Annotated in this window: 15 protein-coding genes; 9 read left to right on the forward strand and 6 right to left on the reverse strand. The window is 40.2% G+C overall.

Annotation, left to right across the window (positions count from 1 at the left end; all coding sequences use genetic code 11):
* Window positions 1-96: 96 nt before the first annotated feature.
* The 3 genes from era (at window position 97) to U1P77_RS00130 (ending at window position 3,011) form a co-directional block, all read left to right on the forward strand.
* Entirely contained in the window at window positions 97-1,287 is a 1,191-nt protein-coding gene (gene era, locus U1P77_RS00120; RefSeq protein ID WP_321155467.1) for a GTPase Era, read from the forward strand.
* Window positions 1,288-1,371: 84 nt separating this feature from the next.
* Window positions 1,372-2,106, forward strand: a complete 735-nt coding sequence (gene recO / locus U1P77_RS00125; protein WP_321155468.1) for a DNA repair protein RecO — start codon at window positions 1,372-1,374, stop codon at window positions 2,104-2,106.
* A 77-nt stretch (window positions 2,107-2,183) separates the two neighbouring features.
* Window positions 2,184-3,011: a pyridoxine 5'-phosphate synthase gene (locus U1P77_RS00130; RefSeq protein WP_321155469.1), complete on the forward strand. Its 828-nt coding sequence runs from the start codon at window positions 2,184-2,186 to the stop codon at window positions 3,009-3,011.
* A 106-nt stretch (window positions 3,012-3,117) separates the two neighbouring features.
* Here the strand turns inward: U1P77_RS00130 and U1P77_RS00135 are convergent, their stop codons facing one another.
* Complete coding sequence (locus tag U1P77_RS00135; RefSeq protein ID WP_321155470.1) at window positions 3,118-3,843, reverse strand: pilus assembly FimT family protein; 726 nt, start codon at window positions 3,841-3,843, stop codon at window positions 3,118-3,120.
* Between the two features lie 517 nt (window positions 3,844-4,360).
* Between U1P77_RS00135 and U1P77_RS00140 the strand changes: the two genes are divergently transcribed.
* On the forward strand, window positions 4,361-5,542 hold the full coding sequence (locus U1P77_RS00140) for an OmpA family protein (protein ID WP_321155457.1): 1,182 nt from the start codon (window positions 4,361-4,363) through the stop codon (window positions 5,540-5,542).
* A gap of 355 nt (window positions 5,543-5,897) precedes the next feature.
* Window positions 5,898-7,745, forward strand: a complete 1,848-nt coding sequence (typA, locus tag U1P77_RS00145) for a translational GTPase TypA (protein WP_321155471.1) — start codon at window positions 5,898-5,900, stop codon at window positions 7,743-7,745.
* Between the two features lie 287 nt (window positions 7,746-8,032).
* Here typA and U1P77_RS00150 read toward each other — a convergent pair whose 3' ends face one another.
* Both U1P77_RS00150 and U1P77_RS00155 read right to left on the reverse strand, forming a co-directional pair.
* Entirely contained in the window at window positions 8,033-8,677 is a 645-nt protein-coding gene (locus tag U1P77_RS00150) for a zinc ribbon domain-containing protein (protein ID WP_321155472.1), read from the reverse strand.
* A gap of 117 nt (window positions 8,678-8,794) precedes the next feature.
* Window positions 8,795-11,965: an Eco57I restriction-modification methylase domain-containing protein gene (locus tag U1P77_RS00155; RefSeq protein ID WP_321155459.1), complete on the reverse strand. Its 3,171-nt coding sequence runs from the start codon at window positions 11,963-11,965 to the stop codon at window positions 8,795-8,797.
* 1,022 nt (window positions 11,966-12,987) lie between these two features.
* Between U1P77_RS00155 and U1P77_RS00160 the strand changes: the two genes are divergently transcribed.
* Window positions 12,988-13,524, forward strand: a complete 537-nt coding sequence (locus U1P77_RS00160) for a porin family protein (RefSeq protein WP_321155473.1) — start codon at window positions 12,988-12,990, stop codon at window positions 13,522-13,524.
* 97 nt (window positions 13,525-13,621) lie between these two features.
* Window positions 13,622-14,083: a DUF2846 domain-containing protein gene (locus U1P77_RS00165; RefSeq protein ID WP_321155474.1), complete on the forward strand. Its 462-nt coding sequence runs from the start codon at window positions 13,622-13,624 to the stop codon at window positions 14,081-14,083.
* A gap of 1,556 nt (window positions 14,084-15,639) precedes the next feature.
* On the opposite strand, the gene U1P77_RS00170 is transcribed toward U1P77_RS00165, so the two are convergent.
* Window positions 15,640-16,080, reverse strand: coding sequence for a hypothetical protein (locus tag U1P77_RS00170; protein ID WP_321155475.1), 441 nt, complete (start codon window positions 16,078-16,080; stop codon window positions 15,640-15,642).
* 282 nt (window positions 16,081-16,362) lie between these two features.
* Here U1P77_RS00170 and U1P77_RS00175 point away from each other — a divergent pair, with 282 nt between their 5' ends.
* Both U1P77_RS00175 and U1P77_RS00180 read left to right on the forward strand, forming a co-directional pair.
* Window positions 16,363-16,974 carry an IS607 family transposase gene (locus tag U1P77_RS00175; RefSeq protein ID WP_321155476.1) on the forward strand — a complete coding sequence of 204 codons (612 nt, stop codon included), beginning with the start codon at window positions 16,363-16,365 and terminating at the stop codon, window positions 16,972-16,974.
* Complete coding sequence (locus U1P77_RS00180; protein WP_321154353.1) at window positions 16,971-18,125, forward strand: RNA-guided endonuclease InsQ/TnpB family protein; 1,155 nt, start codon at window positions 16,971-16,973, stop codon at window positions 18,123-18,125. Before U1P77_RS00175 ends, U1P77_RS00180 begins: the two co-directional genes overlap by 4 nt.
* 339 nt (window positions 18,126-18,464) lie before the next feature.
* Here U1P77_RS00180 and mutM read toward each other — a convergent pair whose 3' ends face one another.
* Both mutM and U1P77_RS00190 read right to left on the reverse strand, forming a co-directional pair.
* A complete protein-coding gene (gene mutM, locus U1P77_RS00185; protein ID WP_321155477.1) occupies window positions 18,465-19,364 on the reverse strand; it encodes a bifunctional DNA-formamidopyrimidine glycosylase/DNA-(apurinic or apyrimidinic site) lyase in 900 nt (299 codons plus the stop codon).
* Window positions 19,365-19,505: 141 nt separating this feature from the next.
* Complete coding sequence (locus tag U1P77_RS00190; protein WP_321155478.1) at window positions 19,506-22,064, reverse strand: RelA/SpoT family protein; 2,559 nt, start codon at window positions 22,062-22,064, stop codon at window positions 19,506-19,508.
* Window positions 22,065-22,357: the final 293 nt, after the last annotated feature.

Here is a 22,357-nt window from a genome sequence, read left to right on the forward strand (position 1 = left end):
CCGTCTCGCTGTCAGCTTTATGTTTCGATTAAGCTATTCTGATAAAGTAATTAGAGACAGTTGAGCAGCCTTTATAAAACCCCACAGGATCAACCTATGAGCAATCGCACCGACTTGCCATCTAACCATCAAGATAATGCCGATAATATGACCGAAAACCCCAATAATTTGACAGACAATACAGACCTAAGTTCAGTTGAAAATGCCGTTGAAGGCACAGACTCTGCGTCCGATGAGAACAATGCTGAGTTGGACAGTGCTGATTTGAACGGTGCCGACTTGAACAGTGCCGACTTGAACAGTGCTGAGCCAAACAATGATACGGCGATCGAAGCGTTTTTTGCGCCAAGTGGCCACACTCGTGTTGACGAAGATTTTAAAGCCGGTTATGTGGCGATTGTTGGGCGTCCGAATGTTGGTAAGTCGACTTTAATGAATCATTTATTGGGTCAAAAGCTGTCTATTACCTCGCGCAAACCGCAAACGACACGTCATCGTATTCACGGTATTTTGTCTAACGATGAGATGCAAGCGGTGTTTGTTGATACTCCGGGTATTCACCGTAATGAAGTACGTGCTATCAATGAGCGCATGAATAAGGCCGCCGTTTCAGCATTGGTCGATGTCGACTTGGTGCTATTTGTAGTCGACTCAGACCAGTGGCGTGATGATGATCTACTAGTCCTACAGAAGCTGGGTGATACTGAATTGACCGTGGTCTTAGTGATTAATAAAGCGGATACTTTGAAGGATAAAGGCAGCATCTTGCCTCTTATTGAAACCTTTAGTGACAGCTTTGATTTTGCTGATATCGTACCGGTTTCTGCATTGAAGAGTCAGAATCTAGATCGTCTACAAGAAGTCATTGCTTCACATCTGCCAAAGGCTGCACCCATTTATGACACTGAGCAAATTACTGATCGCTCAGAGCGGTTTTTGGCCAGTGAAATTATCCGCGAAAAAATCATGCGTAGTGCTGGTGATGAAGTACCTTACGATTTGACGGTTCAAATTGATGAATTTAAAGATGAAGCTGCGCATATGGATCCAAAAACGGGTCGTCCGCGCAAAGCCTGTACCTTTATTGATGCCACTATTTTTGTAGAGCGCAGTGGTCAAAAAGCGATTGTTATCGGTGAAAAAGGCCAGCGTATCAAACAAGTTGGTATTGATTCGCGTAAGGATATGGAGCAGCTGTTTGATAAAAAAGTCATGCTGACGTTGTGGGTGAAGGTGAAGCGTGGTTGGTCTGATGATGAACGCGCTCTGACCAGTTTGGGTTATTGATTAAATAGCTTATTAAGTGAATGCTTGGACGGGAAGATCGCACTTAAATAGGCCATATTAAGGTTAACGCTGAGGTAATAAACCATGCGTAATGAAGCATTAATCGGTTATTTATTACATCAGAGGCCTTTCCAAGAAAAGCGTGCGCTATATTACTTGTTCTCGCAGCAACAGGGTGTCATTCATGGTATTGGTAAAAAAGGCGCACCGCTATTTGTGCCATTACAACTTTTTGCTACCGGCAAACGGGATCTAAAGACGTTCAGTCAGATTAATATCGCACAAACAGACAGTACCGCTATAGTAGTAGAGCAGAAGCCCTACAAACAAATTAGCGGTCAACATCAATACGCCGCCTTGTATTTAAATGAAATACTGTGGCGGCTGCTGCCTACCGAACATCCCATGCCAGTACTCTGGCAGCATTATCAAGACAGTTTGCGACAACTTCAGCAATCCCTAACCGCTAACGAGCTGCGCTTATGTTTACGGCACTTTGAACAGCATTTATTTATCGAGTTAGGATTTGCTTTGACACTGGCGCATGACAATACTCTAGCCGCCATCGAGCCTGATTGCGCTTATCGGTTCTTGCCCGATGTGGGGCTAGTTCCGATTGTACAAACTGATCATCCAGCGAGCACTAGCGTGCAAATGGTTTTTGATGGCAGCGAGATTATGATGATGGCAGAGCAGGGTATATCTGATATCACGCTTGGGCCATGGTCACGTTTGCACCGACAGCTGATTGATCATCTACTGGATTACCAGCCTTTGCAAAGTCGTTTACTGTGGCAACAACAACAGCGCTATCAATAATAGGTTTATAGTTCAATAAAAGCTCCATACAACCTATTTATCGGTAAATCATCTGAATATTACTAAAAGGATTTTTTATGGCTATCCCCTCACAAGTATCCTCCTCACAACAAAATGTGACCCCAGAAAATCTTCAGCAACAACCTCCAAAAGAATCACTACAAAAAAACCCCCTGCCACTATTGGGTGTCAATATCGACCATGTGGCGACCTTGCGTCAAGCGCGCGGGGTTAGCTATCCGAGTCCTTTAGCAGCCGCATTATTATGCGAAAAAGCGGGCGCAGACGGTATTACCATTCATCTGCGTGAAGATCGACGTCATATTCAAGATGCGGATGTTTATGAAATCGCCGAGCAGCTGACCACTCGATTGAACTTAGAGATGGCCGCTACGACTGAGATGCTAGCGATTGCCTGTGAAGTGCAACCGTTTTGGGTTTGCTTAGTACCCGAAAAGCGTGCAGAGCTGACCACTGAAGGCGGCCTTGATGTTGCAGGGCAGAAGGTATGGCTGACCGATTATATTAACAAGCTCCACAACGCCGGTATCAAAGTATCGTTATTTATTGACCCTAACGAGACCCAAATCAAAGCAGCTGTTGCCTGTCACGCTGACGCTATTGAGCTGCATACTGGCGCTTATGCAGAAATGGGATTAGCGGGTAATACTGAGGGACAGCGAGCTGAATTACAGCGCATTAAGCAAGCAGTCAGCACCGCACAGCACGCTGCTAATAAACTGTTGATCAATGCGGGTCACGGTCTGACACGTGATAACGTTAGCGCTATTGCCCAAATTGATGGTATTTATGAGCTTAATATTGGCCATGCACTCATTGCTGACGCAGTATTCGTCGGTTTAGCTCAAGCAGTCACTATGATGAAAGCGGCCATGTATCAGTAAGTCCCAACTCAAGGATACAGTCGGTACACTGTAAAACAGATACAGCTACACGGGTTCATCTACGTATCGCTGCTATTTAGCACTGACTATAGTGTATTGAATATAACTATTCCTTACATCCAGTATCATGAATGCTATTAGGCTTGTACTTGATGATCCCTGATTGATTAAACGATATTTGATACATTTTTTGGTTGTAAGATACGTTTGGGCAGTATTTGATGTGTCCAAAAAACCCGCGTGGCTTACCGCTATCGCCAGCAAATCTCACATAAGAACGGTTGCCAGCGCGCAGATGTAGCGTGGCATACTTAGGGTCTAGTGATTGTGTTTCCAAAAGTGCATCGATATTGGCATCAAAATTATTATTATCGTTATTGTCTATAAATAATAGCAAAGTCTTGTCGCTGTCTCTATGACAAACTCCATTAGTATCAGACAAGCATGCTAGAACGTTTCGGTGTTGAATAAAACTTTCTGCCTTAGCAATGGCAAGGGTATTCTTGATATCGAACCTGATACGTTTGGCTTCCATGTTTGCCAGTTGCGTTACTATAGAGGGAGCAGCGATTGTGGCTACAATCGCCAAAATTGCTACCGTCACGATGAGCTCTACTAAAGTAAAGCCGTATTCGCTACTAAATCTATAGGGATCCTTGTGAATTTTAAGTTTTTTATTGGGTGAAGCTGGTTGAGTGACTTTAGGGCGAATACTATAAACACGGTTCACCAATGCTGAACAGACCCGTTTATACTTAGTAAAAACTAACTTAAGTAAGATAAATATAGATGCCTGCTGATTACTCGATATTACTTTAGATAAGATAGCCATAAGCTGTTGTTGCCTATATAAGTAGTGACGTTAAACTGAGTAGTTTGACTTGCCTCTATAGTATTCAGCATAATATTCAATTCTTTAATGCATTAATAGAATTATGTTGGCTGTCACAATATAAACAGAATATATGTCTATTGTCAAAAAATGTTTCAATTAGTGAGTGCTAAGTCTTAACAATAGAGAAATACGTGCACTTGTATTAAACTGCGCACAGACAATAGATATCATTTGGTATATTGTCTATTGCGAATTAGCATTCAAAAGCCAGTAAGCGCAATTTATGTTAGCCCTCAGTAAAATAAGCAAACCATTGTGTTTTAGTTACAACGCTATCGTGTAATAATGTGTAGCCCCTTAGCGAAAAAAGTTGTAAACTTAATTGATAGTCGATAAGCTACTTCCTAATTGGTTTTGTTGTATAATTACAAATTCATAACGGTGTCTGCTTTTAGGTCATCTGGGAAGTGGTCCTGCTTAACGCATCACTCAAATTATCCTTTGGAGGAAGTCCATGAAATTGAATAAAATTGCTCTAGCTTTATTTGCCGTGACCGCTGCGCCACTAGCAGCCAACGCTGGCGTTACTATTAGCCCACTACTACTAGGTTATCACTATAGCGAAGGCGCTGACGATGACCAAGCTGATTTGCTGCAAAACGGTAATGACAGCTATTACAAAGAAGATGGCCTATATACTGGTGCTGCGCTGGGTATCGAATTGACTCCTTCTACTCAGTTTCAAGTAGAGTATGGTGTATCAAACACTGATGCCATCAACCAAGCTGGAACTGACTCTGCTGACGCAGAACAAGAAATGATTTCTGGTAACTTCTTAATTGGTACCGAAGAGTTTACTGGTTATACTGATGGTGCCTTCAAGCCATACATGCTGATCGGTGCTGGTCAATCTAAACTTGAGATCGAAGATTCATCTGGTAATCAAGTTGCAGAGACTACTGACACTATCGGTAACTTAGGTTTAGGTGCTATGTATCGCATCAATAACGCGCTAAGCCTACGTGGTGAAGCCCGTGCGATTCATAACTTCGACAACAACTGGTGGGAAGGCATGGCCTTAGCCGGTCTAGAAGTGGTACTAGGGGGTCATTTAGCACCAACAGTAGCGGTACCACCAATGGTAGAACCAGAAGCTCCAGTAGTTAGTACTCCAATCATTGTTGTTGAATCTGATCTTGATTCTGACGGTGATGGCGTATATGACAGTATGGATGCTTGCCCAGGTACCCCAATGAACGTGGTTGTAGATGAACGCGGTTGCCCAGTACCAGTAGACATTACTGATGAGCTGAAAATGGAACTTCGTGTCTTCTTTGATAACGATAAATCAGCTATCAAAACACAGTATCAGCCTGAGATTGCTAAAGTAGCAGAGAAAATGCGCGAGTATCCTAACTCTACCGCGCGCGTTGAAGGTCATGCCTCTAAAACTGGTCCTTCAGCACGTTACAACCAACGTCTATCTGAAGCTCGTGCCGTTGCTGTAAAATCTATGTTGACTAATGAATTCGGTATTGCACCAAACCGTCTATCAACAATTGGTTACGGTTATGACCGTCCAATCGCTCCAAACGATACTGAAGAAGGTCGTGCTATGAACCGTCGTGTTTATGCCATCATCACTGGTGACAAAACTATGACTGTTGAACAAACTAAAGACATGGTTATCCAGTAAGCAATTGCTTATTAAGTAAAATGTAACCAATAAAGTTACAAAAAAAGCTGCCTTTTAGGTGGCTTTTTTTAATTCATTCGTGCAGATAAATAAGTTATTGCACAAATTTACAGTACAATAATGTTATACTAGCCGCCCAAACACTTTGTAAATTGACAGGGTGTGCACTAGCATGGCTAACGGTACGATGGATGTATCGGTATAGATGTTTACTTTTGTTGCTACGACTTATCCCAGCGCGCTCATTGTGCAGGCGTTTAAGAGCAGAGATAAATTATCTGGCTGATTGACGATGAAGCTTATCCAGCGGCGCCTACTGCTACTACATTTTATTAAGACAAAACGAGCATTTTATATGGCGAACGACATTAAACATCTGCGTAATATTGCAATCATTGCCCACGTTGATCATGGTAAAACTACTTTGGTCGATAAGCTGTTACATCAATCTGGTACTTTTGGTGACCGTGCAAATGTTGCGGAACGCGCAATGGATTCAGGTGACATTGAGCAAGAGCGTGGCATTACGATTCTTGCCAAAAACACTGCTATTAAATGGCAGCACCCTAAAAAAGATATCGAATACCGTATCAACATCGTAGATACCCCAGGTCACGCTGACTTTGGTGGTGAAGTTGAACGTGTTATGTCAATGGTTGACTGTGTGCTTTTGGTCGTTGATGCCGTTGATGGGCCCATGCCACAGACCCGATTTGTGACCCAAAAAGCATTTGAGCAAGGCTTAAAACCCATTGTTGTTATTAACAAAATTGACCGTCCTGGTGCCCGTCCTGATTGGGTAATGGATCAGATTTTTGATTTGTTTGATAACCTTGGCGCCACTGATGAGCAGCTAGACTTTCCAGTTGTTTATGCCTCTGCACTGAATGGGGTTGCCGGTTTGGAAGTAGATGATCTTGCTGATGATATGACGCCACTATTTGAAACCATTGTAGATGTTGTACAGCCACCACAGGTTGATGCAGACGCTCCATTCCGTATGCAAATATCCAGCATCGATTACAACAGCTTTGTAGGTGTTATCGGTATTGGCCGCATCCAGCGCGGTAAAGTTAAAACCAATACGCAAGTGACTGTGATCAATAAAGAAGGCGAAACACGCAACGGCCGTATCTTAAAAATTATGGGCTACCATGGTCTTGATCGTATCGAAGTTGACGACGCTCAAGCAGGTGACATTATCTGTATTACAGGTGTTGATGCACTCAATATTTCAGATACTATTTGTGATCCTAGTAATGTTGAAGCTATGCCACCGTTGACCGTTGATGAGCCAACAGTATCGATGAATTTCCAAGTAAATAACTCACCATTCGCAGGTCGTGAAGGTAAGTTTGTGACCTCACGTAATATTCGTGAACGTCTAGAACGTGAGCTGATTCATAACGTAGCATTGCGTGTAGAAGACACAGAGTCACCTGAGAAATTTAAAGTATCAGGCCGTGGTGAGCTACATCTGTCTGTGCTAATCGAAAACATGCGCCGCGAAGGCTACGAGCTTGGCGTATCAGGTCCAGAAGTTATCGTCAAAGAAGTTGATGGTAAGCTGCAAGAACCGTATGAAAACGTTATCTTTGATGTTGAAGAGCAGCATCAAGGTCCAATCATGGAGCAGGTTGGTTTACGTAAGGGTGAGATGACCAACATGGTTCTTGATGGTAAAGGTCGTATGCGTATCGAAGCGACAATACCAGCTCGTGGACTTATTGGCTTCCGTTCTGAGTTTCTAACCTTGACTTCAGGATCTGGTATCTTAACGTCTAGCTTCTCGCATTATGGGCCACAAAAAATCGGTGATGTTGGCGGCCGTGCTAATGGCGTACTAGTCTCTATGGCAAAAGGTACTTGCTTGGGCTTTGCGTTATTTAACCTGCAAAAGCGTGGTAAGTTGTTTGCTGAGCCACAGCTTGAAGTGTATGAGGGTATGATTGTTGGTCTGAACTCACGTAACGATGATATGGCCGTTAACCCAACAACAGCCAAACAGTTAACCAACGTTCGTTCTAGTGGTACTGATGAGGCTTTGACTTTAACGCCTGCGATTAAATTTACACTTGAGCAAGCGCTTGAATTTATTCAAGATGACGAGCTGGTTGAGGTTACGCCAAAATCTATCCGTATTCGTAAACGCTACTTGACTGAAAGTGAGCGTAAACGTCATGGTCGTAAGAAGGGATCTTAATACTTTTTCTTACTGAGAACTGATATTGAAATAAAAAAGGCTAACCATTATGGTTAGCCTTTTTTTGTTGTTAAGCATTTGTTTTAACTAGGTATTAAGTTATAACTATTATTTTTGGTGCCCGCTGTGGTGCCCATCTATTTTATTTTCTGAAGTTGAAATGTTACAAAACTGTCTATTTATAAATAAGCTTAACGTATCGGCTAAGCATAATCGTTCATATTCGCTAACGATCTGTTCATTAAAACTCATACAATACTAATTTGGCCTATGAATTTAATATAACTTTAAAACCATTCAGGGGCAAATAGCACATATATTAAAATAATCATCAGTGTTATTAAAAACCCAATACCCAGCCCGCCAGCAAGTGAAGTTCCGCCTTGGGCTGATAGTTGCTGTTTAATTATATTAGGGTCAGAAGATAGTATTTTTATTTTGTTTATCTTTTTTATACTGTGAGTTAAGTAAAAATAATTACCAAGAAAACCTGTTAGGAATAACCATAGCAAACCGTATAGCAAGTTATCAAAACTACTATAACCCTCAAAACCCTTAACATGCATCATGGTTATATCAAACGCTGGTAATAAGGCAGCAAGAAGAAAGGCCATGCCATACATTTTACGGTAGCACAGCCAAACAAATCCTAAAAAGAAACCTGCTAGGTTAAAACTATATATTTCAAAACCTTTTTTCTTATCTAGGCTTGGCGTACGACCTTTAAACCATTTCTCGCGGTAATACCCATAATATTTGTCACCCACGAAAGTATTTAATAAGTCATCGGCACTATTAGTTTGTGAGTTGAGAGGCGGTGGACTAGCATATTGATTACTGGTTGATAGTGTGTTTTCGATTAAACCTTTTCCACATTCCGTACAAAAATTACTATTACTTTGGTTATTATGACCACAATTACTACAAAACATCTCAATTCTCAATTATCAAAGTTGTCGTATTCTAGATAAGAGTATTCTAATTGTTCATGGTCCAATAGTGGCAAACCATAGTTCTTATACTTGCCACCATACTTTCTTACCAGCTTGCTACTTAACTTCTGCTTCTATCAAAGCAATCTCATCAGCGGTTAAATTGAACAGCTTATAAACTTCCTGATTTAGTTCATCTTCAAGCAATTTTACTTTTGCCTGTAGCTCTTGGCGCTTGGTTTGCTCTGACTCAAAATAATCTTGCCAGTCGTTTCTTTCAGCCAGCGATATACTACCTTTAAAGGCTTTCTTAATCTCTGATTGCAGACCAGAAAAGTCTAGCTCCCACCAGTTTGTTAGCTTCTTATTTAGCTTAAATACACCTTGGTCTGGTACTAAGTCTTCAATACGGCGAGCAAAACTCGTTTCGCATTTATACCTAGCTTCCGTTGTAACTTGGCAATTAATGGCTATTGTGGAGATAATTTCATCTTTAGGCTTAGCTGGTATTGGTAGAGTTTCAATATATTGAACTCTCACCTCATAATATCCCCCTCTAACGAAAGGACAAATAGATTTGATAAAGAACCAAATAACATTACTGTTTAATAACCCATAAAGGTAATAATCATCCGTCGGGATTATGTAGCTTTTATCATTTGAAAAGTCACCATCTTTGTTCATGTGAAAAAGTGGCTCAGAACAAAAATGTGCATATTGAATCTTTGTACCTTCAAAAGAAGGTTTATAGGCAAGTTGTGCTTGTTGAAGTTCAAACCACTCTTGTTTCGTTGCACGTTTCTCTAGTCTATCCTTATATACTGTTAGCCATGTCTTAATAGCAGGATAGTCCTCTATATCTATCTCGTTCTTAGGTATGTATATAATGTAAAGCTTTCTTGATTGATTGTGCCATTTTTTTAAATCTTTTCCTTCTAGGAATGGCTTTAACAAATCGGCAGAACTTGGATGTTCAGCAACGAGCTTTTTCTTTACTTCGTCTGGAATAACAAAGGCATCATTACATCCCGTTTTTATACCATATTGAGGTGAGCCGTAAGTCTGTGAAAGTGTCAAAGAATTGGCCTGTAGCTTTTCTAATAACGTGAAGCTCTTAAGGTCTTGAAGCTGCCACCCTTGATCCGTTAATTGATTTTGATACATCTCGTTAGCATCATTTTTAAAACTTAACTCTAGATTGTCTGGGACGCACTCTGTCAAATCTAAGAAGCTAATCACGTTGTTTTCTTTATCCAAAATTTTCTTTACAACTAAGATTGCTGGATAGGTTGTTACCCCTTCAAAAATTTGCAAATCGTTAAAATTAACGATTTTTTCTATGCTAAAGCTTTCTAATAAAAAGTCTCTTAGCCGCTTGCCAGAACCTGTTTTGAAAAACGTTGAGTTTGAAATATAAGCCATCTTGCCTTCTGGCTTCAGTATTTTGTAACCTAGCTCAAAGAAATAGCCATATAAATCGAGTCTATCCGACGCCACTATATACTTATTCTCTAGCCAAGGTTTTATGTCTTTTAGCAGCTCCATTCTTACATAGGGTGGGTTACCAAGCACAACATCAAACCCACCTTCAGCAAATATCTGTGGAAAAGCGGTTTGCCAAGAGAATGTATTACCTGGTACGGGTTCATCAAAACCAAGACTGTTACCAGCAATAAAGTTGGCATCTAGGGACTCTAAGGGCTTGCCTCTTTCGGCTGTTTTAAGCCATAGAGAAAGCTTGGTTATCTCTATTGATTCTTCGTTTATGTCTACGCCAAATAGATTGTTGTTCAATATCTCTTTATTCAGGTCTAACACACTGCGTTGACCTGTCAGCTCTGCAAGCTTTTCATTTATTTTTTCATATTCAATGTGGAGGTAATCAAAGGCAGCCACCATAAATGCACCCGAGCCAACAGCTGGATCAACGATTTTGATGGTCATTAGCTTTTCTTGCCATTCATACCAAAAACGCTGCTCTACCTTACTACCTCTCTTCCATTGGATAGTTCCATCAGGTTTGTATTTACCGTATTCAGAAAAGATTAAATCAAACTGTTCGTCTATATAATCACCTAACGTATTGGCAACAATGAACTGTGTAATGTTGTCTGGCGTATAAACGACACCGTCTTTTTTACGCTTGCCAGTAACGGAGGTTGCTTTGCTCTTGGTGTTCGGTAGTACACCAGCAGCAATTGATTCTGTCAGCACTTCTAAATCAGCAATGGATTGCTCGAAAATATGCCCCAGTATCGTTACCGAAACTTCTGAATCAAAGTCATACTCAGCTAAATTCTTAAACCCTTCGCAAAGCTCATTGCTAATAATCAGGTTATCTAGCTCATCATCTTTTGCAAAAAGTCCGCCGTTATAGGCAGGGATATTTAGTGCGGCGTTACCTTTATCAACTGAGTTAAATAAACCAATAAAATTCTGATAAGTAGGACGTGGGTTATAAGGGTCTTGGTGTTCATAGGCTTTCTTAATACTGTTATCAGGTATCAATCCTTTATCTTCTGCAAAGGATATAAATAGAATACGGTCTAATAGCTTCTGTGCTGGCTGTATGAGTTCTTCAGGCGTTTGGGTGGGGTTATCAGTTATCATGTGTGACAGCATATTCTCACGCAATTGCTTATAGTCTGCGTAAAGCTTGTCACTGATGTCTTTATCAGCACTGTTACTTTCTTTAAGCAATTCTTCAGTGTTTCCTGACAGAAAGCTTTTAGCATTAAGTAGCAGATGAAATTTGGCGTATTCAGCTGGGTCGAGTAGGTCTTTAAAAAAGAACCGTTCATAAACTAGGCTGGTTTCGCTGATAGCGTATAAGCGCAATTCTACATAGTTAGAAAGCAATACCCACTTAACGCCTTTGATGTCTCTAGCGTATTCATAAGCTTGCTGTACTGGCGTTTTGTGGCGGCCTGACATGATTGCATCTAGGTTTTTAGTGCCTGCGCCTTTTAATTCAAAAGGTGCTATCACGGTATTTTTTAAATTATCTTTTTCTCCCATAAAGCTACCTAGGGCTAAATCAACACGGCCTCTAGCAACAGGGTATTCTCTAGCAATAGTATAAGTATCTGCTTCGCCAACTTCAGTGTAACCCAACACCTTACACATGATTTGTTGTGTGAACGCTCCCTGAACCTGAACTTCATTGAGATTATTAAACGTGCCTGAATTTATCTGATTTATCCAATTCTGAATCACATCCTTATGAGCTTCGGGTATGGTTGGGGATTTTATATAATTGGCTAAAGTTTTATTATTAAATAGGCTCATTTTTTCTCTAATCTTCCCTATGGATGTTTATGTAGTGTAACGCAAAGGTAAACGAATGACTTTAGAAAATAGAATTTAACTACTGATCTTAACTATCGTATTAAATAATGCTAGAAGTATTCATAACTGTCATGATTGACGGCAAGGTTCGTTAATGCATTAACAAGTCAGTTAGTTAGTTAAGCGACAAACTTTTACAGCTTGTCTGTCTTATGATACTTGTCGATAAACCAAGTTTAACCATCGCTCTAGTTTGCATATAATTATCAATATTGATCAATTAATCACTATCAAAAGGCATTCACTTTTACAGTAGGAATCAGTGCGATCTTGATTCCTTCGGATTCTCTGATTCCACCTGTATACCTATATATGTCTGAACTTGGTAGATATCTGAACTTGGAATCAAAACCAAAATGAGGTGGTTTTGATTCCACTTTTCCACGCTTTGCCTCTGGTTTGATTCCAAATTTTCTGCTATTTCTTACCCATCAATTTTTCCGGTTTTTTGTTTCCTTCAGATGTTCTGTTTTCATGTTTTCATGTTTTTACCTACATATGCCTCATTTGGAAGCAAAATCAAAACAGGGCTTTTTTGCTTCCATGCTTCCATCTTTTGCTTTTATTATCATAAGCTTAGCTTGGAAGCAAAATCAGAAAGGGGTCGTTTTGTTTCCTGTTTCCTTTGTTTTTAGCCTATTCTGTTTCCAATTTATCGTAATGGATAGTGCCAGTAATATTTAGGGCTGTCGTGACTGGCTGGCAAGGATGATCATACCAGCCAGCCATAAAAAAGATAGACGTTTAATACCTGCGTTTTAGAACAGTGAATTAACGGGGGTGACAACTATCCTGCCATAGGGGGGGGGTAGCAATGATTAGACCTCTTGCATAAGTCATCGCTAGCCTTTGAAGCTCTGTTTGTAGAAGTCAATAAAATGGTACTTTTGCAAGAGGTCTATTGATTACTTTCTGTTACAATATATTCTTTTATTCTGCCAACAAAATTTAGGATAGATGTAATGAATATTTCAAAAAAGGTACTTATCACGTTACTAGCTGGTTCATTATTCAGCGTTGCCGCACAAGCTGCTCCTACTGCTCAGTCAGGTTATGTAGGTGCTAAAATTGGTCAATTTATGGTTGATGAGGGCGATCTTGATGATCCTACTGCATTTGGTGCTTATGCAGGTTACAACTTCACACCAGAATTCGGTATGGAAGTTGAATATGTAGGTTCATCTGAAGAAAGTATCAATATTAGTGGTGTTAATATTGACTATGATTTAAAAACATACGGCATCTATGGTACGTATCGCTACGCATTCCCTAACACTGCCCTATACGCTAAAGGCAAGATAGGTTTTGCAAAAGCTGAAATTGATGCTACGGCAAGTAGTTTTGGTTATACTTTCTCTGAAAGCGGTAGTGATTCTGGTGTAGCCGGTGGTATTGGTCTTGGGTATTTAGTTAATCCTAATATTGCAATTGAAGCTGAATATGCTCTTGTTGCAGAAGACCTAGATTTACTAACTATTGGTGCAAATTTTAAATTCTAATTTAAGATTAAATTTTAATTAGTAAGAAAATAGAAAACGGCTATCTTATATGTCGTTTTTTATTTATCCGATAAATAAAAATCATAGAAGATAGAATATGTTAAAAAGACTTTTTTTTATAATAACTTTATCAGGGTTATTCGTTGGCTGTGCAACTGTACCGACAGAGCAAGTTCAAGTAACGAATGCTATGAAACAGTTTAAGTCACCTTCATCTGATAATGCAGGCTTATACATCTATCGAACTGCCAGTGTGCTTGGTGCCGCATTAAAGAAAGATGTTTGGGTAGATGACAAATGCGTTGGTGAGACTGCAAGAGGAACTTTTTTCTATGAAGAAGTTTTAGGCAATATGGAGCATAAAGTCTCAACTGAATCTGAATTCTCACCTAATGATTTAATGATTCAAACTCAAGCGGGACAAAACTATTTTATCAAACAATATATGAAGCCAGGTTTATTTGTCGGTGGCGCAGGTCTCAAACTAGTTACTGAAGCAGAAGGAAAGCAAGACATTAGCGACTTAAAATTAGGAATCAAAGGAAACTGTAGTAAGTAGTTCAAAGATTGTCTAAACATTGATATTTAGTTTTTGTTTTACTGGTTTTTATAAAGTAAAGAGACGCTAACTTTCGGGTTAACGTCTTTCTTATCGGCAAAAAAGGTATTTCTGCTTAGCAACTTTAAAATAATATCGAAGCGTTTCACTATAGTCTAATGATAGTTATCATATGTTTTATGTATAATAAGATAGCTACCAGTCTAGAAGGAACAATGATGTGAAATACTTGATACTTTTAATTCTTATACTTACACCAATTGCTAATGCTCAGTTATGGATTAAGTTAGACATGCCTAAAGGGTCTCTAAATTATATTGACAGGGATTCGATAAGAAAAGAAGGTGATTTTGCCTACTACACTATGAAATATAACTCTTTGGATGATAGTTACAGTTTGGTTAAGTTTAAGCATGACTGCAAATATAAGGCTCGTGGAGTTATATCTACGTCTGATTTTGACAATAAGACAGATAAACTTATATCATCTAATATTAATTCTAAGAATGAAATGTTTGAATACTCTAGATCAGCACGAATGATTAAAGTAGAAAAAATAGTCTGTAGACACTAACATCCTATTCATAAGGTCTTTTTTTCTTTGAGCCTATTTTAGCTCCATGCTTATTAGAGAATGTCTGATATTAATGTACGGCCCATAACTGGCATGTCCATATTATGGTGAGGGCTGATTCTTTTTACTGACAGCATTTATAAATCCAAACAGAGCACACTGTCAATTCACCTTTAACCATAGCTGGCTGGCATGACAATATTATAGTGGTGGTCATGTGATGAAAATTTTGAGCAAATGATAGTCAAGTTGGTAGCCAATTTATAATATCTAAAAGTCAAACCCTTATTTATAAATGGTTTAACAGACAAAAAAAGGCCCAAAAAGGGACTATTTTGAATCATAGCAGAAAAAGTGCCAAAAACTACAGGCACAAATAATGGTACTTAAAGTATAGATAAATTAGGAAGTTTATAAGCTGTTTAATTTAACTGCTGATAAAATTGCCTTGATAGAATCTGGAGTTAAGTATCTACTGGCGGGAAAAGAACTTCACAAGTGATTGAAAGTTTTTGTAGACTGTCGTAGTTAATCATTCAATCGAAAGCCAGTAGTTAGCCTTTGAACTCGCCCTGACTTTGAATCTAGCTAGGTGGCTGGCACGTTAACTGCCAAACCAAAATTAAGCTTTTAATTATAGATTGATAGAGGTTCCCGTTTTGTAGCAGTAAGCCTCATATCATGCTGAACAATCACTTGTAGCTGGCATATAGCTTTACCTATACACAGACAATTTTGTAACGGTCAAACCTCAAAAAATAAAATAGATGGGTACCACAGTGGGTACCAAAAATAATAAATATAATATAATTATATTTAAATCAATGAATTAGGTAACAAAAAAGGCTAACGCGATGTTAGCCTTTTTTTATGCAATTTTTTTATATAAATACTGTTATTTGAATGCTGTTATATAGATGCTATCTGTTTAACGAAATCGTCCTAAGGGTCTTGCTTTAATAGTTACTTATATAAGTAAAGGCTAAGGCGTGACAATCACATAATCATTGGTGTTAATTAAAATCTCTGATGGGCGATCGACGACGATACGTACTACATTATCATTAACTACTTGTGATTTATAATAGTTGTCTTCAGCAACGGTGCAGCCTAAGCAGCGGGCAATCGCATCCCAAGGTTCAACGAATAGTTTTTGTTGTGCTTGATCCGCATTACCACCGATAAGTGAGAAAGGCAGACTGACCAGATAAGCGGCCGTACCAGCAACAGCAGTTACTAGCTGTAGAGGCTTGCCAACTATCGTATCTACTGCCATAGTTTCATAAGAGGGGCCAAAGTCAGTTTCATCAATTTCTATAGCGGCTAATGCAGGTTGCATGCTCACCATAATTAAGCTTACGCTGGCGATTGCCGTAAGAAGCCTATGCTTGACTGTACGTTGGGTGTTGGCTGTAACCGTCATGACAATATCCTAAAACTCGTAAGCGTTATTTTTAACAGTTGCTGCTATTTTTCACATGGAAATGAAGCGGCAACGATTGCTATTATAATTGAATACTACCTATAAATAAGCGATAAACGCTATTCGTGTAAGTGCTATTACTATTAAAGCAAGATGTGCATTGATAAGCAACAAAAATGCGCACGATATATGCAGGGTTACGAACAGTTACCTAAAATACAACCAATTCTAATCATTTATATCTATAATAAGTAAATTAAGAAACAATAAAGAGATAGGGTTATGGGAAAACTGGTTAGTATTGGGGAGGCGGCCAAGCATTTTGGGGTTGCTCAATCGACATTAAGACGTTGGGATGAAGATGGTACGTTAGTCGCCAAAAGAACCGAAAATGGTCACAGACGTTATGATTTAAATGAAGTAAGACCACACCCTTTAAATACACCACCAAAATTAGACCGAAAAACCATTGCTTATGCTCGTGTTTCAAGTTGTGACCAAAAAGATGACTTGCAGCGCCAAGCGCAGGTTTTGGAACTTTATTGTGCCAAACAAGGTTGGCGTTTCGAGACAATCACCGATTTTGGTAGTGGTATGAACTATAAGAAGAAAGGCTTAAAAATCCTGCTTGACGACATTCTTGACAACAAAGTCGAGCGACTGGTAATCACCCACAAAGACAGACTTTTACGCTTTGGTGCTGAATTGGTGTTTATGCTATGTGAGGCGCGTGATGTTAAGGTGGTCATTATCAATCAAGGCGAGGAACTTAGTTTTGAGCAAGAATTAGCCCAAGATGTATTAGAGATTATCACTGTATTTTCAGCGAGGCTCTACGGTTCTCGCAGCAAGAAAAATCAAAAACTAATAGAGGCGGTTAAACAAGTATTATGATCCGTGGTCATATCATCGAACTCAAACCAAACAACGTACAGGCGAACCATTTTGCCCGTGCTTGCGGTGTGGCGCGGAAAGCTTACAACTGGGCCTTGCATGAGTGGCAACGTCAATATAGAGAGGACAAGGCCTACCGTGACGCCTGTTTATTGGCTGGTATTGAGATTGATTCCAAAAATCTAAACAGACCCTCACAAGCCAAGCTCAGACGCGAATTGAACGCCATTAAACGTGAGCTATTCCCGTGGATGACGGAAGTGACAAAATGTGCCCCGCAAGCCGCAATCATGCAACTGGGCGATGCTTATAACAACTTCTTTAAAGGGCTGGCTGAATACCCCGTCACGCGCAAGCGTGGTAAAGACGATAGATTCAGTCTCTCTAACGACCAATTTGCCATTAAAGGTAAATCCATTCGCATCCCTAATTTAGGCTGGGTGCGTATGAAAGAGGCTTTACGGTTTGACGGTAAAATAATGGCGGCCACCATCTCTAAGCGCGGCGGGAAATGGTTTGTCAGCGTTGCAGTTGATTTAGACCACAGGGTTAAAAAGATTATCAAGACAGGTAAAAGCGTTGGTATCGACCTTGGTATTACCGATTTATTAGTTTTATCAGACGGCACCAAAATTAAAGCACCTAAGCCCTTAGCTAAATATTTAAGCAAATTAAGAACACTCAATAAAAACCTGAGTCGCACTAAAAAAGGCAGTAAAAACAGAGAAAAGGCGAAAACCAAGCTCTCTCGTTTGCATTATAAGATCAGAGGTATCAGGCAGGATTCGTTGCACAAAATAACCTCTAGCTTGGTCAGAGAGTTTGATGTGATTGCGATTGAAAGTCTTAATGTCAAAGGCATGGTTAAAAATAGAAAGCTGTCACGCGCCATTAGTGATTTGGGTTTCTTTGAATTTAAGCGTCAGCTTATCTATAAAGCCAATGAGCAAGGCAAGGTTGTGAAGTCAGTCGGTCGTTTTTACCCAAGCTCAAAGACTTGCTCAAACTGCAATCACATCCTTGGCAAAGATGAATTAACACTAAAGATGCGCGAATGGACGTGTCCTGAGTGTCAGTCCAAACATGACCGCGATCTCAACGCCAGTATCAATATTTTAAATAACGCGACTGTTATTTTAACAGTCGCATAACCCCGCTCATTGGTCGGTGAGTTCCATCGCCAATTAAAAAAGTCTGTGGAGTCGTAGTCAGTCTAAGTCTCAAACGAGAGGTAGCGCATGGCATTGAAGCAGAAAGAAAATTTTAAATCTAGCTAGTTAGATATATTTAGTGAGATTTGAGTAATATTTTTGGAACGGTGTTGACAAATTACTAGGTAGTAAATAACTATTATCTTATTACGGTCTCAGTCTCGATTAATTTTATTCAAAGAATACTTTCATCCACTATAACGCCACGACTTGCTTAACAAATTATACCAACCGTATTAGAGCTGACTCTATATTCTATGGTAATTTATCGGGTTCCACTTATTTCAACGGCTGACAGGTTGGGCAATAAACACTGGCACGTGCATTGAGCTTGATGTTATCGAGTACCGTATCGCAGTGCGGACAAGTCTCACCCTGTCTACCGTAGACATTTAATGTCTGCTGGAAATAACCCGTTTGACCGCTAGCTACTGTGAAATCGCGTAGTGTTGAGCCGCCAAGTTCTATCGCCTTTTTTAAGATAGCTTTAATATGATCGACCAGTATAACGGTCTGATCGTACGATAACTGATGAGCGGGTGTTGCTGGATGAATACCTGCTAGATATAAGCTTTCGGTCGCGTAAATATTGCCTACGCCAACCACGACTTGCTGTTCCATAATCACTGACTTGATAGCACGTGCGATAGGGCGTTTGCTCGGTTTATTGGCTGTATTATTCGGTATCTCATTAGCAATGGGAATACGCTGGATGAAATGATAAAGATAGTCTGCGGTAAACTCTGTAGATAGGGGCTCAGGACCCAAATGATTCAACAATTTATCACTATAGTCTGCATACCATAAAACTGCCCCAAAGCGTCTAGGGTCATGATAGTGCAACTGTGTGTCTATACCATCGGTATTGCTAAAAGTCATAATTAAATGATCGTGCTTACGTTTATCAGTATCCACTGGATATTGCTGTAAACTTCCTGACATGCCAAGATGCATTATTAATTGGCGTTGCGGTAGTTTCTTTATTGTAGGTGTGAAGGTAAGTATTAAATACTTTGCTCGCCGCTCTACAGTATGCAAAGTATAATCAATTAAGCTATTCAAGTCATCAGGCATCAACCAACGCAATTTTGGCTGGAACACTTGGACATTGCTAACTTGCTGTCCTAATAAAGGAGTTAAGCTGGTTTTGGTAGTTTCAACTTCGGGTAATTCAGGCATAGTAGTTTTTTATAATGACTCTGTTGTTATCAAAGGAGTATGGTATTAAAAGAATCTGTTTTTAAAAAGATTTAGTGTCCATCTCTAAAAGATAGACACTAAATAATAAGTGCTAAACAACAGATCCTAACTAATAGATTTTTATGCAACGGCGCGGCGCGCATGCAAAACACCATGCTGCTGCTCAAGCTTGGCTAATAGTTTAGATAGATGCGCAAGTCCCGAAACTTCAACATGGAATCTCAAAAAAGCAATGTTGTCGTCTGTACTTTGGGTCTCAACTTGACGAATATTGACATTTTCTTTATCAATAATTTGGGTCAAATCACGCAGTAAGCCGCGGCGGTCATAAGCTTCGACATGAATATCAACCGGCTGATAACGACCAGAATTAGACTTCCAAGCAGCATCTATTTTACGTTCGGGGTCGCGCTCAATTAAGCGCATATATTCTGGACAGCCGCGGTTATGGACACTGATACCGCGCGATAAGGTAATGTAGCCAGCAATCGGCTCTCCATGTACGGGATGACAGCAGCCTGCTAAATTAATCTCAATATTATCCAAACCATCGATACAGATCTTGTAAGCATCAATCTTACCCGTGGTCTTAGGATCAACACTGGGTGCAAAGTATTCTTCTTGTTTTTCAGGTTCTAGATGGAGCTGACGAGAAATATGACCCGTAAGCTGGTTTATGCCTATCTCACCAGTTACCAAACCGACCACAATATCATCGCTATTATTGACGTGAAAATACTGGAGATAATCGTTCAAATCAATACTGTTAGGATGCACTGATAAGCGCTCTAGCTCCTTGCTTAGCATCCGCCGACCAATCTCAATATTTTTATCACGATCCTGCTTATTAAACCATTGACGTAGCTTTGAGCGGGCTCGATTAGTATGAATGTAACCCAGTGATGCCACCAGCCAATCACGATTGGGCTCGCGTGAGGCCTTGGTAATAATTTCGACTTGCTCGCCAGTCTTGAGCTGATAAGTCAGTGGCACATAGCGCTGATTTACTCTTGCGGCTTGGGCACGGTTGCCCACTTGTGTGTGCACGTAATAAGCAAAATCAAGGACAGTCGCGCCCTTCGGAAGCTCAATAATATCGCCATCGCGACTAAAGATATAAATGCGTTCGAGCTCATCAAAATCAACGATTTGCTCTTCGTCATCAAGCTCAGCAAGCTCTATTTCATCATGTTCTTCACCGGTCACTAACGCGGAGCGCAGCTGATTGCGGGTTTCATTATTGACAGACAGTAAGTGACGTAGTGAACTGATTCTTTGATTGAGGTAATTGTCTTTTTTGTTCTTCAGCCCTTCTTTATAATTGACATGGGCACACATGCCAAGCTCGGCTTCAAAATGCATCTCATGAGTACGAATTTGTACCTCAAGCGACTTATTTTCGGCAATAACAGCGGTATGCAATGAGCGATAGCCGTTGGATTTTGGGTTGGTGATATAGTCATCGAATTGCTCAGGGATATAGCGCCATAAACCATGCACCAACCCTAAAACGTGATAACAGTCTGAAGGATTAGTGACCAAAATTCTGAGGGCACGAATATCATATAGCTGATCGAATGATAAGCCTTTGAGCTTCATTTTACGATAGATAGAATAGATGTGCTTGACGCGTCCTGAGACTTCACCGGCAATACCGGCCTCTATCAGAGCATCATTCAGCTTATCTTGGACGCGCTGAATATAAGACTCACGCTCGCTACGCTTTTCAGACAGTAACCTAGCAATCTCTTTATAACGCTCAGGCGCGAGATAACGAAATGCTAAGTCTTCAAGCTCCCATTTAAGCTGCGCAATACCTAGACGGTGGGCAAGCGGAGCGTAGATAGTCATGACTTCACGTGCAACCCGGTTTTGACGTTCAGCATTAGCAAAGGTCAGCTCACGCATGGCGAATGTACGCTCAGCCAGCTTGATGAGCACCACGCGCACATCATTGGTGACCGAGATGAGCATGCTATAAATGTTCGATAGCTGATCGCGCTGATTATTGACGAAGTGATCTTCTAGGCGTTTATTGCTTTCAATAATCTCTGACAGCTTACCCATCGATAAAGTGTCTTTCACTAAAGCAGATATATCAGCGTCAAAGTTTTTCTCAATATCAGCCAGACTTATTAAGGACTTACGCGCACTACGATATAACATAGCAGCGACTAGCGCATCTTCATCTTGATACAGATAGGTTAAAATGTCCGTCATACCAATGCCAGTCACATAGGCACCTGAGCGCTCAGATTCACTGGTATTCATACGGCTGCGGATAAACTCACAAGCAGTACTAAGATTGGGCACTGTCTCTTGCCCGATACGTTTGGCCACATTGTCTAGCCAAGCAGGGACATCAATATTGGCATGATTTAAATCGATAGCTTCAAGCTCTTCTGAGAGCATAAGGGTTTTGTCCAAATGGGTATTGGCCAAATACTTGTTTTCAAACTTTGAGTTATGATTGTGATGAGCATGCTGCGCTGAGCGATCAAAAGTAGTGTGCAGTTTATGAGTCGTCAGTTGTTGTTTGATATCAAGCGGTATTTGGGCGTAGCTGTTAGCAGACTGCTGAGAGCGTTGACTGGCGACCAGTTGCGCTGTTAATGTCGCACTGTCAGCTTGCGTGGTTTGTCCATCTACCAGCGGTAAGCCTTCACGAATTTTTACCATAGCCGATTCCTCTTAGCTATTTTTGAATTATTTATGACCTCACTCGCCACGTGCAACCCCTGATTTATATCTCATAAACTATCAAATATAAATCAACATAGCTGCCAAAAAGTCCATTTTTTAGCAGCTGATATAAAGGCGAATACCTAGTATTTATAAGGCTATAGATCCCAATATTTAGCACATTCTTTGTCATATTCTGATCAAAAAATTCATAAGCCAGTGGGCAATTATTATCTCATTTACACACTGCAAATCAAGCAGAGCTCTGTAATGTTAATATAGGTGAGGGT

The organism is Psychrobacter sp. LV10R520-6 (assembly GCF_900182925.1).
Taxonomy (GTDB): Bacteria; Pseudomonadota; Gammaproteobacteria; order Pseudomonadales; family Moraxellaceae; genus Psychrobacter.

Excerpts from the sequence above, each read along its gene's own strand:
- era (WP_321155467.1), top strand. The coding sequence starts at position 97 with ATGAGCAATCGCACCGACTTGCCATCTAACCATCAAGATAATGCCGAT.
- recO (WP_321155468.1), top strand. The coding sequence starts at position 1,372 with ATGCGTAATGAAGCATTAATCGGTTATTTATTACATCAGAGGCCTTTC.
- U1P77_RS00130 (WP_321155469.1), top strand. The coding sequence starts at position 2,184 with ATGGCTATCCCCTCACAAGTATCCTCCTCACAACAAAATGTGACCCCA.
- U1P77_RS00135 (WP_321155470.1), bottom strand. The coding sequence starts at position 3,843 with ATGGCTATCTTATCTAAAGTAATATCGAGTAATCAGCAGGCATCTATA.
- U1P77_RS00140 (WP_321155457.1), top strand. The coding sequence starts at position 4,361 with ATGAAATTGAATAAAATTGCTCTAGCTTTATTTGCCGTGACCGCTGCG.
- typA (WP_321155471.1), top strand. The coding sequence starts at position 5,898 with ATGGCGAACGACATTAAACATCTGCGTAATATTGCAATCATTGCCCAC.
- U1P77_RS00150 (WP_321155472.1), bottom strand. The coding sequence starts at position 8,677 with ATGTTTTGTAGTAATTGTGGTCATAATAACCAAAGTAATAGTAATTTT.
- U1P77_RS00155 (WP_321155459.1), bottom strand. The coding sequence starts at position 11,965 with ATGAGCCTATTTAATAATAAAACTTTAGCCAATTATATAAAATCCCCA.
- U1P77_RS00160 (WP_321155473.1), top strand. The coding sequence starts at position 12,988 with ATGAATATTTCAAAAAAGGTACTTATCACGTTACTAGCTGGTTCATTA.
- U1P77_RS00165 (WP_321155474.1), top strand. The coding sequence starts at position 13,622 with ATGTTAAAAAGACTTTTTTTTATAATAACTTTATCAGGGTTATTCGTT.
- U1P77_RS00170 (WP_321155475.1), bottom strand. The coding sequence starts at position 16,080 with ATGACGGTTACAGCCAACACCCAACGTACAGTCAAGCATAGGCTTCTT.
- U1P77_RS00175 (WP_321155476.1), top strand. The coding sequence starts at position 16,363 with ATGGGAAAACTGGTTAGTATTGGGGAGGCGGCCAAGCATTTTGGGGTT.
- U1P77_RS00180 (WP_321154353.1), top strand. The coding sequence starts at position 16,971 with ATGATCCGTGGTCATATCATCGAACTCAAACCAAACAACGTACAGGCG.
- mutM (WP_321155477.1), bottom strand. The coding sequence starts at position 19,364 with ATGCCTGAATTACCCGAAGTTGAAACTACCAAAACCAGCTTAACTCCT.
- U1P77_RS00190 (WP_321155478.1), bottom strand. The coding sequence starts at position 22,064 with ATGGTAAAAATTCGTGAAGGCTTACCGCTGGTAGATGGACAAACCACG.